The organism is Tardiphaga sp. P4_G1, assembly GCF_056401215.1.
Genome location: NZ_JBFUJU010000009.1, coordinates 73,752 through 87,609 on the forward strand (window position 1 = coordinate 73,752; position 13,858 = coordinate 87,609).

At 61.1% G+C, this 13,858-nt stretch carries 16 protein-coding genes; 11 read left to right on the plus strand and 5 right to left on the minus strand.

What is annotated here, in order from left to right; all coding sequences use genetic code 11:
- The first annotated feature begins 11 nt into the window (after nucleotides 1-11).
- Nucleotides 12-755 (plus strand): cytochrome c biogenesis CcdA family protein, encoded by a 744-nt coding sequence (locus AC1DUY_RS21810; protein ID WP_441230047.1) that lies wholly within the window; start codon nucleotides 12-14, stop codon nucleotides 753-755.
- A 21-nt stretch (nucleotides 756-776) separates the two neighbouring features.
- A complete protein-coding gene (locus tag AC1DUY_RS21815; RefSeq protein WP_441230046.1) occupies nucleotides 777-1,364 on the plus strand; it encodes a SoxW family protein in 588 nt (195 codons plus the stop codon).
- 13 nt (nucleotides 1,365-1,377) lie between these two features.
- Here AC1DUY_RS21815 and AC1DUY_RS21820 read toward each other — a convergent pair whose 3' ends face one another.
- The 3 genes from AC1DUY_RS21820 to soxA are packed head-to-tail and all read right to left on the minus strand — an operon-like array spanning nucleotide 1,378 to nucleotide 3,362.
- Nucleotides 1,378-1,878, minus strand: coding sequence for a GlcG/HbpS family heme-binding protein (locus AC1DUY_RS21820; protein WP_478117008.1), 501 nt, complete (start codon nucleotides 1,876-1,878; stop codon nucleotides 1,378-1,380).
- Between the two features lie 22 nt (nucleotides 1,879-1,900).
- The gene (soxX, locus tag AC1DUY_RS21825; protein WP_441230044.1) at nucleotides 1,901-2,527 is read right to left on the minus strand and encodes a sulfur oxidation c-type cytochrome SoxX; all 627 of its coding nucleotides are present in this window, start codon (nucleotides 2,525-2,527) and stop codon (nucleotides 1,901-1,903) included.
- 10 nt (nucleotides 2,528-2,537) lie between these two features.
- Nucleotides 2,538-3,362 (minus strand): sulfur oxidation c-type cytochrome SoxA, encoded by an 825-nt coding sequence (soxA, locus tag AC1DUY_RS21830; RefSeq protein WP_089264797.1) that lies wholly within the window; start codon nucleotides 3,360-3,362, stop codon nucleotides 2,538-2,540.
- Nucleotides 3,363-3,527: 165 nt separating this feature from the next.
- Here soxA and soxY point away from each other — a divergent pair, with 165 nt between their 5' ends.
- The 6 genes from soxY to AC1DUY_RS21860 all read left to right on the plus strand — a co-directional run bounded on the left by soxY (nucleotide 3,528) and on the right by AC1DUY_RS21860 (nucleotide 8,640).
- On the plus strand, nucleotides 3,528-3,992 hold the full coding sequence (soxY, locus tag AC1DUY_RS21835; protein ID WP_068732003.1) for a thiosulfate oxidation carrier protein SoxY: 465 nt from the start codon (nucleotides 3,528-3,530) through the stop codon (nucleotides 3,990-3,992).
- 48 nt (nucleotides 3,993-4,040) lie between these two features.
- Nucleotides 4,041-4,370, plus strand: coding sequence for a thiosulfate oxidation carrier complex protein SoxZ (gene soxZ / locus AC1DUY_RS21840; protein WP_089264796.1), 330 nt, complete (start codon nucleotides 4,041-4,043; stop codon nucleotides 4,368-4,370).
- Between the two features lie 102 nt (nucleotides 4,371-4,472).
- Complete coding sequence (gene soxB / locus AC1DUY_RS21845; RefSeq protein WP_478117011.1) at nucleotides 4,473-6,170, plus strand: thiosulfohydrolase SoxB; 1,698 nt, start codon at nucleotides 4,473-4,475, stop codon at nucleotides 6,168-6,170.
- A 41-nt stretch (nucleotides 6,171-6,211) separates the two neighbouring features.
- Entirely contained in the window at nucleotides 6,212-7,492 is a 1,281-nt protein-coding gene (soxC, locus tag AC1DUY_RS21850; RefSeq protein WP_478117013.1) for a sulfite dehydrogenase, read from the plus strand.
- Complete coding sequence (locus AC1DUY_RS21855) at nucleotides 7,476-8,177, plus strand: c-type cytochrome (protein WP_478117015.1); 702 nt, start codon at nucleotides 7,476-7,478, stop codon at nucleotides 8,175-8,177. The genes soxC and AC1DUY_RS21855 overlap by 17 nt, the downstream gene beginning before the upstream one ends.
- A 73-nt stretch (nucleotides 8,178-8,250) precedes the next feature.
- Complete coding sequence (locus tag AC1DUY_RS21860; RefSeq protein WP_478117017.1) at nucleotides 8,251-8,640, plus strand: c-type cytochrome; 390 nt, start codon at nucleotides 8,251-8,253, stop codon at nucleotides 8,638-8,640.
- A gap of 14 nt (nucleotides 8,641-8,654) precedes the next feature.
- Here AC1DUY_RS21860 and AC1DUY_RS21865 read toward each other — a convergent pair whose 3' ends face one another.
- A complete protein-coding gene (locus AC1DUY_RS21865; RefSeq protein WP_439064257.1) occupies nucleotides 8,655-10,622 on the minus strand; it encodes a methyl-accepting chemotaxis protein in 1,968 nt (655 codons plus the stop codon).
- A gap of 383 nt (nucleotides 10,623-11,005) precedes the next feature.
- Between AC1DUY_RS21865 and AC1DUY_RS21870 the strand changes: the two genes are divergently transcribed.
- The 3 genes from AC1DUY_RS21870 to AC1DUY_RS21880 all read left to right on the plus strand — a co-directional run bounded on the left by AC1DUY_RS21870 (nucleotide 11,006) and on the right by AC1DUY_RS21880 (nucleotide 12,916).
- Entirely contained in the window at nucleotides 11,006-11,299 is a 294-nt protein-coding gene (locus AC1DUY_RS21870) for a hypothetical protein (protein ID WP_478117019.1), read from the plus strand.
- A 235-nt stretch (nucleotides 11,300-11,534) separates the two neighbouring features.
- On the plus strand, nucleotides 11,535-11,990 hold the full coding sequence (locus AC1DUY_RS21875; RefSeq protein ID WP_439064256.1) for a type II 3-dehydroquinate dehydratase: 456 nt from the start codon (nucleotides 11,535-11,537) through the stop codon (nucleotides 11,988-11,990).
- Nucleotides 11,987-12,916: a 2-hydroxyacid dehydrogenase gene (locus AC1DUY_RS21880; RefSeq protein WP_478117022.1), complete on the plus strand. Its 930-nt coding sequence runs from the start codon at nucleotides 11,987-11,989 to the stop codon at nucleotides 12,914-12,916. Before AC1DUY_RS21875 ends, AC1DUY_RS21880 begins: the two co-directional genes overlap by 4 nt.
- On the opposite strand, the gene AC1DUY_RS21885 is transcribed toward AC1DUY_RS21880, so the two are convergent.
- The gene (locus AC1DUY_RS21885; RefSeq protein WP_478117024.1) at nucleotides 12,884-13,831 is read right to left on the minus strand and encodes a LysR family transcriptional regulator; all 948 of its coding nucleotides are present in this window, start codon (nucleotides 13,829-13,831) and stop codon (nucleotides 12,884-12,886) included. The genes AC1DUY_RS21880 and AC1DUY_RS21885 overlap by 33 nt on opposite strands.
- Nucleotides 13,832-13,858 lie beyond the last annotated feature (27 nt).

Here is a 13,858-nt window from a genome sequence, read left to right on the forward strand (position 1 = left end):
CCGGATCCGCCGTGGTGTCCTCAATCTCGTTCCTTGGTGCGCTGGGCGCAGGGCTGTTGTCGTTCCTGTCGCCATGCGTTCTGCCGCTGGTCCCGCCCTATCTCTGCTTTCTGGCAGGCGTCAGCCTGGACGAACTCGACGATCGCGGTGGTCAGGCCGGCTGGCGCCCGAACGGACGCGTGGTCGCATTGTCCTTCGCGTTCGTGCTGGGTTTCGCCACGGTCTTTGTTGCGCTGGGGGCGTCGGCATCGCTCATCGGCAAGGCGATCACGGCGCATTTCGAGACACTGGGCATCATCGCCGGAGTGTTGATCGTCATTCTCGGACTTCACTTTCTCGGCGTCTTCCGGATCGGGCTGTTGTTTCGCGAAGCGCGCTTTCAAGCGGTGCGCAGACCGGCGGGCTTTCTTGGCGCCTATCTGGTCGGCCTCGCATTCGCCTTCGGCTGGACGCCATGCGTCGGGCCGGTGCTGGCGGCTATTCTGATGGTCGCAGGTGCCGAAGGCGCGCCGGCGCAGGGTGCACTTCTGCTCGCGGCCTATGCGATGGGGATCGGCATTCCCTTCATGCTGGCTTCGCTGTTTTCGGGGCCTTTCATGCGGCTGATGGCGCGGCTGCGTCAGCATATGCTGGCTATCGAGAAGGTGATCGGCGCCGGCCTTGTCCTGACAGGCGTTCTGTTTTTGACTGGTGCCATGCCGCGGATTTCAGGTTGGATGCTGGAGACCTTTCCGGCCTTCGGCACGATCGGATGATGTGTGGCTCGGGAGGATCGAATGTCTGAGGTAACTGGCGTGATCACCAGACGGCATGCGCTCGCGGCCATCGGTTTCGGCGTGGTCGGGTTACGCGCTGCACCGGCGTCGGCAAAGGCGACGCTCGGTGATGACGGGCTCTATCAGATGGACTGGTATCTTGAGAGCTTTCTCGATCTCTCCGAAGATCTGGCGGGCGCGATCGCCAAGGGCAAGCGCTTCGCCATCATGTGGGGGCTCAAGGGCTGTCCGGCCTGCAAGCGCATGCATGAGAGCTACATGACCGATCCGAAGATCGAGACCTATATCCGCGACAATTTCGAGATCCTGCATCTCAATCATATCGGCGCGCGGGAGGTGACCGATTTTGATGGTCGCAAGCGCGGCGAGAAGGCCTTTGGCGAAGCCTATGGCATTCGCTTCACGCCGACGATCCAGTTCTTTCCGGAGACCGTGGCGGGACTGGCATCGAAAAGCGGGCAGGCGCGGGAAGTCGCGCGCATGCCTGGACTTTTGGAACCGACAGAATTTCTGGCGATGTTCCGCTATGTGCGCCAGAAGGGTTACGAGACGGCGCCATTTCCGGAATGGCTGAAGAAGCAGGCGTAGTCGCGCGGGCGAACTAGAAATCAAGCTTGTCCTGGATCGCGGCAATGCCTGCCTTCGCGCAGGCCTCGTCCRCATCGCCACCGGGGGCGCCCGAGACGCCGATGGCGCCCAGCATCGCGCCGCCGCCTTCGATCATCATGCCGCCACCGATGATCACGACACCAGGCAGGTTGCGCAGTCCGGCCTGCATCATGCCGGGCTGGCTGATCGCATTGAGTTCGGTGGTGCTGTTACGGAAACTCGCTGATGTCCATGCCTTGCCGGTCGCGGTCGGCGGCGTGTGCGGCCCGGCAAAGCGGTCGCGCAACAGGACTTGCGGCGTGCCAAAGCGATCAACCACGGCAACGGCGACCTGATAGCCGCGCTTCTGGCACTCCTTTAGCGCCGCACGCGCGGCGTCGAGCGCCAGTTCAAGTCCGAGGGTCTTGTAACTGACGACGGCTTCTTCCGCCTTTACTGCAGATGACGCGAGCATCGACAGGACAATGGCAATCCATGCGTTTCGCATCGTCATGTCGATCCCCTCTCAGCTTCGGTTACTTGTTGACCGGCGATTCCGGATCGAACAGGAAAGCCACAATATCCCTGATCTGCTGTTCGCTTAGCACCTTGTTGACGCCGAAGCGCGGCATGTTGGAGCAGGCGAACATGGCTTGCGAGTCGTAGACCTTGGTGAAGGCGTTCTTGATTTCCTGCGGATCGTATTTGCGGTCCTTGCCGTAATTGGTCAGGCTCGGGCCGAGCGTGCCGTAGCTGACTTCCTTCTGTTCCATCTGGTGACAGGCGTAGCAGTTGCCGCCGGCAACGGTGTCAGGCGGATCCGAGAACTGGCCGCCGCGGCCGTTATTGGCGATCTTCGCGCCTTCCTTCCAGTTGCCAAGGAATTTGCCGTCGGCGGGATAGACCACCCGCGCCATTTCGCGCGCGGTGATCTTCTCGGCCTCGGCGCTGGGCACCTCGTTGTGATAGGCATTGCAAGTCTTCAGCGTTTCGTCCGGCTCGATGCGCGCCTGCCACTCCGGCGGCGCCTTGCCGAAGGTGGATTTCATATAGGCATCGACGAGCGCTGGATCCGGCGCCTTGGCGGCGGTCTGCGCGTATGTGGTCGTGGTGAGCGAGCCTGCTGCGAGAACGAGCGCGGCGAGTGTCAAAACGCGTTTCATCCCGGGCTCCTTATCGCTTGATCGACGGAACGTTGAGTTCGCCGGCCGCCGCTTGTTTTTGCAGGAAAGAGGTGAGGGCGGTCAGTGCGTCCGAGCCGTATTCCGGCACGGGCCAGCGCTGCTGGCGGAAGCAATCCCACAGACGATGCTGCATGGTGCGCAGCGCGCCCTGCGAGACGCGATAGGTCGGCCAGCCGCCCATGGTTTCCTGCGCCGGCTTGCCGGGCTTGGAGAAGTTCGGCAGTCCCTGCAGCCGGATGCGCTTGCCTTCGTCGGCATGGCAGGTGGCGCAGGAGAAATCATTGACGCCGCCGCGGCGGTAGAACAGCGCTTCGCCGACCGCCACCATCTCCTGCTCCTTGGGATGACTCAGCGGAATGTCGATCTTCATGCCATTCGATTTGTTGGCGATGTAAGCGACGAGGTCTTCCATGTCCGACGCACGGCCCGGGCCTGAAAAGCGCCGCGCGACGACATCCTTGGTATCGAGTCCCTGAATGTTCTGCATGCACCACAACAGGCGCTGCTCAAGGTCCATGACCTTGTCGGCATCTGCAAAGTAGCGCGGCAATTGCGCGAAGGCGCCTTCGAGCTTGCCGGCGCCGAGACCGAGATTGCAGGTTTCCAGCGAGACGTTCTTGCTGCCGCGGGCTTCGCCCCACAGCGCTTCGCCGCGATCGACGGCGAGATAACCGGGATTGGACATCGGGTCCGAGATCATCTCGCGATAGCGTTCAATCTCTTTCTCGCTGGCGTCTTGCGCATGACTGCCGAAGCTCCCCGCGCAGAGTACCAGAATGGCCGCTGCTGCTGACCGAATGACGGTCTTCCTCATCTGTCCCCTCCCACATCGCCGTCTCTGCGGCACTTGTGCATTTCAGATCTTTACATTCAAGAAAAAGAATATAATGATATGTCCCAGATAAGATAGATCAGACTTGGAATCGTCAAGCGATACTATTGTAAAGGGATTGCTCAAATCCCGCAGGAGGAAGCACTCATGATTTTGAAGTCGGTCGAGAAGACCCGTCGCGAAACGCTGGCCATGGCCGCGATCGCTGGTCTCGCAGCAATCCTTGCTCCCAGACTATCGCTGGCCGATGAGCAGGCCGTCGCCGCCGAAATCAAGAAGCTGTACGGCGACAAGAAATTCGAAAGCGGCAAGATCAAGCTCGACGTGCCCGAGATCGCCGAAAACGGCCTCGTGGTCCCGGTCAATGTCGATATTGAAAGCCCGATGACCGATGCCGACTACGTCAAGTCGGTGCATGTGTTTGCCGAAGGCAATCCGTTGCCGGCCGTCGTCAGCTACCGTTTCACGCCGGCTTGCGGCAAGGCCTCGGCCTCGACGCGCATGCGTCTTGCGGAAACCCAGAACATCGTCTGCATCGCCGAAATGTCCAACGGCAAGCTGCACATGGCGAAGGCCAATGTGAAAGTCACGATCGGCGGTTGCGGCGGCTAGTCGCGCAGCTTCGTTCACAGAACAGATTTATCAGGCGAGGACTTTCCCATGGCAACCAAACCAACCCCGCGCGTTCGCGTTCCGACCCAGGCCAAGCCGGGTGAACTGATCGAGATCAAGACGCTGATCTCTCACGAAATGGAATCCGGCCAGCGCAAGGATGCGGCCGGCAAGGTCGTGCCGCGCAAGATCATCAACAAGTTCACCGCCGCCTTCAACGGCAAGACGGTGTTCGAGGCCGACTGGAATCCTGCGATCTCGGCCAATCCCTATCAGTCGTTTTTCTACAAGGCTGCCGAGTCCGGCGAATTCACCTTCACCTGGAAGGATGACGACGGCTCCGATTATGTTGCGACCAACAAGCTGACCGTGGCCTGACGGATTGCAGACTTTGTATTGCAGATCCTGAATTGAAGATCCTGGATCTGACGTTCTTCTGAACATTCACCCTTCCATACCGGAAGGGATCATAGGTGGATCATGATATCGAGGCGGGATTTCCTGCAAGCGACGGCGGCTGCGTCTGCGCTCACGATCGGAAGCGGCCTTGGCCCGCTCGGCCGCGCGGCGGCACAGCAACGCCTGACACAGGCCGACATCCTGCGGTTCGATCCGCTGGGCACGGTGACGATCCTCTATGTTGCCGATACACACGCGCAGCTGATGCCGCTGCACTTCCGCGAGCCGTCGGTCAATCTCGGCGTCGGCGAAGTGAAAGGCATGCCGCCGCATCTCACGGATGCCGAGTTTCGCAACTACTTCAAGATCGCAGCCGGCACCGCCGATGCCTTCGCGCTGACGGCGGATGACTTCGTCGCGCTTGCGAAGAACTATGGCCGCATGGGTGGCATGGACCGCATCGCCACGCTGATCGGCGCCGTGCGCGCCGAGCGCGGCGATGACAAGGTGCTGCTGCTGGATGGTGGCGATAGCTGGCAGGGTAGCTGGACGTCACTGCAGACCAAGGCGCAGGATATGGTCGACGTCATGTCGGCGCTGAAGCTGGATGCCATGGTCGGCCATTGGGAATTCACCTACGGCGCCGAGCGCGTCAAGCAGATCGCTGACTCCGCCCCCTTCGCCTTCCTCGCGCAGAATATTCGCGACAACGAATGGCAGGAGCCGGTATTCGAGGCGCGCAAGATGTTCGAGCGCGGCGGCGCCACCGTCGCCGTGATCGGTCAGGCGCTGCCGCGCACGGCCGTCGCCAATCCGCGCTGGATGTTCCCGAACTGGGAATTCGGCATTCGCGAGGAGGATATCCAGAAGCAGGTGGATGAAGCCCGCGCTGCCGGTGCGTCCATTGTGGTGCTGCTGTCGCATAACGGCTTCGATGTCGACCGCAAGCTGGCCGGCCGCGTGAAGGGGCTCGATGTCATCCTGACGGCGCACACCCATGACGCGATGCCAGGCCTGATCAAGGTCGGCAATACGGTGCTCGTCGCCACCGGCTCGCACGGCAAGTTCGTGTCGCGTCTCGATATCGAGGTGAAGGACAAGAAAGTTGCGGATATCCGCTTCAAGCTGATGCCGGTCTTCTCCGATGCCATCAAACCCGATCCGGCAATGACCGCGCTGGTGGAAAAGGTGAGGGCACCTTTCGCGGGGGATCTGGCGCGCGAGATCGGCAAGACGGATTCGCTGCTGTATCGCCGCGGCAATTTCAACGGCACTTTCGACGATCTGATCTGCAACGCGATGATGTCCGAGCGCGATGCGGAGATCGTGCTGTCGCCCGGCTTCCGCTGGGGCGGCACGCTGATCCCCGGTGATGCGATCACCTGGGAGCAGATCACCAACGCCACCGCGATCACCTATCCGAACTGTTATCGCAACCAAATGACCGGCACCCAGATCAAGGAAGTGCTGGAAGACGTTGCCGACAATATTTTCCACCCCGACCCGTATTTCCAGGGCGGCGGCGACATGGTCCGTATGGGCGGCATGGGCTACGCGATCGATATCTCCAAGCCGATGGGATCGCGCATTTCCGGGATGACTCATCTGAAGTCCGGCAAGCCGATCGAGGCCAGCAAGACCTACACGGTCTCGGGCTGGGCCAGCGTCAACGAGAACACGCAGGGACCGCCGATCTGGGACGTGGTCGCGGCGCATGTAGCGAAGGTCTCAACCGTCAGGATCGAACCTAACACCGCGGTCAAGGTGACCGGTTCCTGATTCAGGCGTCGTTGCATTGCAGAGACAGGAAAGCTTGTCGCATGACTGATCGAACCTCAGCGGAAACGCTCAATCGCCGCCGCTTTCTCGGCGCAGCGGGTCTGGCCGGTGCCGGCGCGGCATTGTCGGCGATTCCGGCGCTCGCGGGCGAGACGGCAAAATCCGAAGCACTCATTACGGATGTGCAGGACTGGCAGCGCTATCTCGGCGATGGCGTCGATAAACATCCTTACGGCGTACCCTCGAAGTTCGAGAAGAATGTGATCCGGCGCGACGTGCCGTGGTTGACGGCGTCTGCTGAATCGTCGGTGAATTTCACGCCATTGCACGACCTCGACGGCATCATCACGCCGTCCGGCCTGTGCTTCGAGCGTCATCACGGCGGCGTCGCCGAGATCAATCCTGCCGATTATCGCCTGATGATCAACGGGCTGGTGGACAAGCCGCTGGTGTTCACCATGGACGACATCAAGCGCATGCCGCGTGTCAACAAGGTGTACTTCCTCGAATGCGCGGCCAATTCCGGCATGGAATGGCGCGGCAGCCAGCTCAATGGCTGCCAGTTCACGCACGGCATGATCCACAACGTGATGTATACCGGCGTGCCGCTGAAGGTGCTGCTCGACGAGGCCGGGCTGAAGCCGAATGCGAAGTGGCTGATGCTGGAAGGCGCTGACTCCGCCGGCATGAATCGTTCGCTGCCGATCGAGAAGGCGCTGAACGATGTCATGCTGGCCTTTGCCATGAATGGCGAGGCGCTACGGCCGGAACAGGGCTATCCACTGCGCGCCGTCATTCCCGGCTGGGAAGGCAATCTGTGGGTCAAGTGGCTGCGCCGCATCGAAGCCGGCGACCAGCCGTGGCAGACCCGCGAGGAGACGTCGAAATACACGGATCTGCTGGCTGACGGAAATTCCCGCAAACATACATTCGTGATGGACGCAAAGTCGGTGGTGACCAATCCGTCGCCGCAGGCGCCCTTGAAGCACAAGGGCCGCAATGTGCTGAGCGGACTGGCATGGTCCGGCCGTGGCACGGTAAAGCGCGTCGACGTGTCGATGGATGGCGGGCGCAACTGGCAGACCGCGCGCATCGATGGCCCGGTCTTCGACAAGTCCGTGGTGCGCTTCTATGTGGATTTCGACTGGAACGGACAGGAGCTGATGATCCAGTCCCGCGCCATCGACTCCACCGGCTATGTGCAGCCGTCGAAGGACGATCTGCGCAAGGTGCGCGGCGTCAATTCGATCTACCACAATAACGGCATTCAGACCTGGCTGGTGCGTTCGGGCGGGGAGACTGAAAATGTCGAAATCGGCTAATGCCCTGACACTAATGCTGGCGGCATGTCTGCTCGGCGGCACGAGTGCGCCAAGCGCTGCCCAGCAGATGGCGGGCCGCGACGTGGTCAAGCCCTCTGCGAAGCTCGGGCTGGGGCGGGCGGCCACTGCTGAGGAAATCGCGGCTTGGGACACCGACGTGCGGCCGGACGGGCGCGGTCTTCCGGTCGGCAAGGGCACTGTGAAGCAGGGTGACGATCTGTTTCAGGAGAAGTGCGCGTCCTGTCACGGCGAATTCGGACAGGGCGTCGGTCGATGGCCGGTGCTTGCCGGCGGCGCCGGGACATTGAAGGCGGATCGGCCGGACAAGACCGTCGGCTCGTTCTGGCCCGATCTTTCCACCGTGTTCGACTACATCAAGCGCGCGATGCCCTATGGTAATGCGCAGTCGCTGACCAATGACGAGGTCTATGCGCTGACGGCCTACATTCTCAGCATGAACGATATCGTCAAGAACGAGACATTCGAACTCAACGAGAAGAATTTTACGTCGATCAAGATGCCTAATGCAGCGGCGTTCTTCGAGGATGATCGCGAGACGTCCGAGAAACATTTCTGGAACAAGACCCCATGCATGAAGGATTGCCGGCCGGCGCCGAAGGTCACCGGGCGGGCTATGGCCATCGACGTCACGCCTGACGGCAAGTCCGGCCCCAAGGTCGAGTAGCAGGCGAGGGCACTCGTCTTTGGCACGATGGCTCACACACCATAACCATCACTACATTTGAGGTTTGACCAGGATGACGTTCCGCTTTCCGCTGCTCGCTCTGTCGCTCGTACTGATGACAACGGATGCCATGGCGCAGGATGTTGCAGCCGGGGAGAAGTCCTTCAACAAGTGCCGCGCCTGTCATCAGGTCGGCGAGACCGCGAAGAACACCGTGGGGCCGATCCTGAACGGGTTGTTCGGGCGTAAATCCGGCACTATTGCGGGCTATAATTATTCCGACGCCAACAAGAATTCCGGCCTGACCTGGGATGAGCAGGTGTTCACCGACTACATCAAGGACCCGAAGGGCAAGATCCCCGGCACCAAGATGAGCTTTGCCGGCATCAAGAACGAGCAGGAGATCAAGGATCTCACCGCGTTCCTGAAGCAGTTCGCGGCGGACGGCAAGAAGGGCGGCTAAAGCGCTGTCGCTTCTTACGCGGCCCTGATGCTCGCCAGGAAGCGGTCGACTTCGTTTCGCAGCACTTCCGATTGCGATGCGAGTTTTGTTGCCGAGCCCAGCACCTCCTGCGCCGCAGAGCCGGTCGTGGAAATGCCCGACGTCACGCTGGAGATGTTGCGAGACACGTCGTCGGTACGCGCCGCTGCTTGATTGACATTGCGGGCAATCTCCTGGGTTGCAGCACCCTGTTCTTCAATAGCTGCGGCAATAGCCGACGAGATCTTGTCGACCTCGTCGATGGTGGCGCAGACCGCCTGGATCTCCTCCACCGCGGCGTTGGTCTCGCCCTGGATTGACGCGATCTGGGCGCGGATTTCCTCGGTGGCCTTGGCGGTCTGGGTCGCCAGCGATTTGACTTCACCCGCCACGACCGCAAATCCCTTGCCAGCCTCGCCGGCGCGCGCCGACTCGATGGTGGCATTCAGCGCCAGAAGATTGGTCTGGCTGGCGATGTGATTGATCAAGGCGACGACCTCGCCGATCTTCTGGGCCGCTGCGGCCAGACTCTGCATGCGCGCATTGGAGCGCCGTCCGCTGTCGGCGGCCTTTCCGACCGCAGCGGAAGATTGCGCCAGTTGCCGGTTGATCTCGCCGATCGAGGACGACAGCTCTTCCGACGCTGCAGCGACGGTCTGCACATTGTCGGTCGCCGACAATGACGCATCGGAAACTTCGTTGGACTGGATTCGGCACTGTTCGACCACTGACGACATCGACTGCGCCGTGTTCTGCATGTCTGCCGCAGCCGATGAGACGTGGTCGACGACCTTGCGGACATTTCCCTCGAAGCTGTCGGCGAGCGAGGCGAAGATCGCACGTTTTTCCTGCTCGGCGCGTGCAGCGCTCGCATCCTGGTCGGCCTGAAAGTGACTGACCCGGATTGCGTTCTGCTTGAAGACCTCGACCGCCTGCGCCATCTGGCCGACTTCGTCCTTGCCGCGATGTTGCGGCAGGGCGACCGACAGATTTCCTTCGGCGAGTTCGCGCATCGCCTGCGTGATGGCAAGAATTGGTCGCGAAATGCCGCGGGCAATCAGAAGGCCCCCGGCGGCAGCTAGCACCAGACAGATCGCTGCGATACTGGCGGCCAGCAGACGCGCGTGCGCGATGGACGCCGCATATTCGCTGTTGTCCATGACGATCTCGACGGCGCCGATGGATTGACCGGAGAAGTCCTTGATTGGTCCCAGCAGGGCGACCACGGGTGTCGTCTTCATCTCGCCCTGCCGGACGATGAAACTGCCGTTCGTGGCGTTGCGATAGGCGTCGGCATCGAAGAAACTCGTGCTGCCCAGCGTACCGCCGAAGGTTTTGAAGCCGTCATTCCCTGCGAGATAGAACGCGACGTCGACGCTGCGCGCGCGCTTGAACTCGTCGAAGAAGCCCTGTCCGAACGTCAACCCGAACTCGACAGTGCCGAGATGTTTGCCTTTCTGTGCAACCGGCACGACGCCGCGAATGCCGAGGCCGGCGACGCCGCCTTCCAGGCCGACAACGGGTTTCATTGTCGAATTGGCCACGACCACGGTCTTGCGGAAGCCGGTCAGATCATCGCCGAACTTGGCAGGCTGATGCACCCGGAACTGGGACAATCCCGATGGCGTATGGAACTGAAATTGGTCGACGCCGTAGTCCGACTTGAGCTGGGCGAAGCCCGGTCCGAACAACTGCAACAGCGCGTCACGATCGTTACGTGCGACCGCGTCCTGCACCGCCGGAATGGTTGCTACCACGGCGCTCATGGCCGCCGCCCGGCGGGATTCCTGCATCAATCGCGACTGCAGGGCATCGTAGTTGCTTTGCAGTTCACTGCGATCGGCCCGATCGACGATGCCACCGATGATCCACATGGCCCCGAAAAGCACGGCGAGGGCGGTTGCTGCCGCAGACACTGCAAGTGCTGCTGTAATGCGGGCCTTCAGGCTCAGATTTGCAAGCATGTCTTGTTCCGTCTGGCGGCGTCGCGCCGAACTACTCAACTTCTGACGAGTCTTTGATCAACTGTAGATTGAATAGGTTAAAATACAGTCGAGCTGTCAGATGCTTGCAGATTCGTCGCGGCGACCCGCGCAAAGGGGCCGCTTACGGCGATGGCAACGGCGTTCCACCCTCGCGCAGTCAGACGACGAGCGTGATCGAAAAGGCCAAGCAGCTATAATTTGAACGGTGCCGCTCAGTGCCGCGGTATGCTGGATGATGAATAGAATGCAGGCCACTGGAGGAGGCGCGCTGCCACGTTAGTTTACATCCGCCGCCGCTCTCTTAGTACTGCTGTTGGCACAACTCTTGCTGGCCGCAATAAAGAGATAGGGCAGTAGCGGGAGTGAATCTTGAAAAACGTGTTGACCCAAAGAGCGAGAAATTGGGGTGTGAGCATCTGGCGCGAAATCAGGGATTCCTTGAAACACGCGCCAATGCACTAGAGCCTTTCGGTTCTGATCGAAGCAGAACCGAGTTCGCTAGAAAACGCTCTAACCGGATGCCGACCGGGCACCGCATGTCATCCGGACCGATTTTTTCGGCCGGTTTCCTTCAATTGATCGGCTTGCATATTTTTTACCGGGCGACGAACGGCGCCGCTTCCGGGCTTTTCACCTGCGGCAAGAGCAACCTCTGAACCATACTGAAATCCGTCGAACCGCATAGGTTCTTTCGATTTCTGCAACGAAGCGGGTCTCTCTAAGGTTCAAATTGCGGATGCGCTGCGTCGATGCGTAGCTGCATGCGCCCTGTTGGCGAAGGGTTGAGCATCTGGGATCATCCGACGTCACTCGTTCGTTGGTATTTTCTCCCGGTTCGGTCTTGCCTCTCAAGAATACCCGATTGCCCTCCAGACAGATGAAAGCGCGGCCATGACGTCTCCAGTTGTCTATTTCCTCAATGGTCCCAATGCCAATCTTTATGGGCTGGACAAAAGCGGCACCTATGGCCGTGAAAGTTTCGTCTCGATCAAGAAGCGCTGCGAAGACCATGCAGTTTCGCTCGGCTTGACGGTCGACTTCCGCCAATCCAACCACGAGGGCGTTCTGGTTGACTGGATTCAGGAGGCGAGGGAGAGGGCCGAGGGGATCGTCATCAATGCCGCCGGTCTCACTTACTCGTCGGTCCCGATCCTTGATGCGTTGCTCGCTTTCGAGGGACCGATCATCGAGGCGCATATGAGCAATATCTGGAAGCGAGAGCCGTTTCGCCATCACTCCTATGTGTCGCGTGCTGCAACGGGAGTCATCGCCGGGCTCGGCGCGCTCGGCTACGAACTGGCGCTGACTGCAGTGTCGCGTCTGATCGCCGAAAAGGCCGCGCAATGACGTCGGAGGTGATGGCGTTCTACAGCGTCTTGGATGACTTCGAAACGTGGCGCGTGGTGCTGGCAGCAGAGGGGATCGATCTTCGTCAGGCTGACGATATCGCTGACCCCGCCAGCGTGCGGCAGGCACTTGTCTGGAAGCCGCCGCATGACTTCTTTGCGCGCTTTCCCAATCTCGGGCTCGTCGTCAATCTGGGCGCCGGTGTCGACGCGTTGGTCGGGCGTGACGACCTGCCGGAGGTTCCGATCACGCGCCTGTCCGATCCGAAGATGGCGCGGATGATGGCTGGCTACGTGTTGTTCGCGGTGATGCGGCACGCACGGGACATCCCCGCGTTCGAGCGGGCGCAGCGTGAGCACCGCTGGCATTATATTCATCCACGCGATCCAGAGACCATTACCGTCGGCGTACTCGGCCTCGGCGAACTCGGACTGACAGCGGCGCTCGAATGCGCCCGGCAAGGCTATCGCGTGCGCGGCTGGTCCAACACCTTGAAGTCGGTGGAGGGCATCGAGACGTCGGCTGGTCTGACCGCTTTGCCGGATATCCTGGGCGATAGTGACATTCTCGTCTGCATGCTGCCGCAGACGCCACAGACGCGCGGGCTGCTGAACATCGAGCGCCTGGCGCAGATGAAGCGTGGCGCGGTCTTCATCAATGTCTCGCGCGGCAGCATCGTCGATGAGCCGGCGCTGATCGAGGCGCTGCGTTCGGGCCATATCGCGGAGGCCACGCTGGATGTGTTTGCCTCCGAGCCACTGTCGCCCGAAAGTCCGCTCTGGGCGATGGACAATGTTCTGATCACGCCGCATCTGGCATCGGTGGCGCTGCCGGGTTCCGCGGCACAGCAGATCGGCGAGAATGTACGCCGGCTGCGCTCCGGGCAGGAGCTGCTAAGCCGCGTCGATCCGCGCCGGGGCTATTGAGCCCGGCGCAAACTGGCCGCCAACGGCAAAGGCGTCGCGCGCGTAGTCGGCAAATGTCTGTACCGCCGGTCGCAGCGCGTGGCGCTTCAGACGCAGCGCCATCACATGCGTGGCCGGCAGTTTTTCGGTGATGGGCACCACGGCGACGCGGCTGCCATCATAGCCGATGGTGGTGCGCGGCACGGCATTGTGGATCGAATATCCCTGGCAATTCCCGATCAGTCCGCGGATCAGCTCGAATGATCGGGTCCGGAAGGAAATGCGCGGCTCGATACCGGATGCCGTAAACAGGCTGGCGAAGTAGTCGCGCGAATGCGGCAGGTCCAGCAGGATGAACGGCTCGTCGCGCATTTCGGTCAGGCTGATCGACGACCGGTTCGCCAAAGGGTGATCCGCCGACAGCACGATATAGGGCGGCAGCTCGCAGAATTTCTCACCGACGATCTCGTCGGGAACGGCGAAGGAGTAGGACAGCGCGAGTTCGGTCCGTCCAGAGACCAGCCCGTCGATGATCTCCTGCTGGTCGCCTTCCTCAAGTTTTACAGAGATGCCCGGCTGGCGTTCGCGAAAGCCGGACAGCAGCCCCGGCATGAAGCGTGTGGCGAGGGTCGAGAAGCTGCCGACCACGATCTCGCCGTGCAGGGTGCTGCCAAGCGACTGGGCGCTCTGGGCAAAATCGCGCGCATGCGCGAGCAGCAGTCTCGCGTCGTTTACCAGCCGCTGGCCGGCGGGGGAGAGCGTCACGCCCTTGGCGAGATGGCGGATGAAGATCTGGACGCCGAGTTCGGCCTCCAGCTGGCTGAGTGCGGCCGAAATCGAGGGCTGCGACACGTTCAGGCGCTTGGCGGCTTCTGTCACGCTGCCCGCATCGGCCGTCTCAACCACATAACGCAGGGCCCGGAGCGAGAACCTCATCGTCTTTTCCTATGCATCTCCAAACAT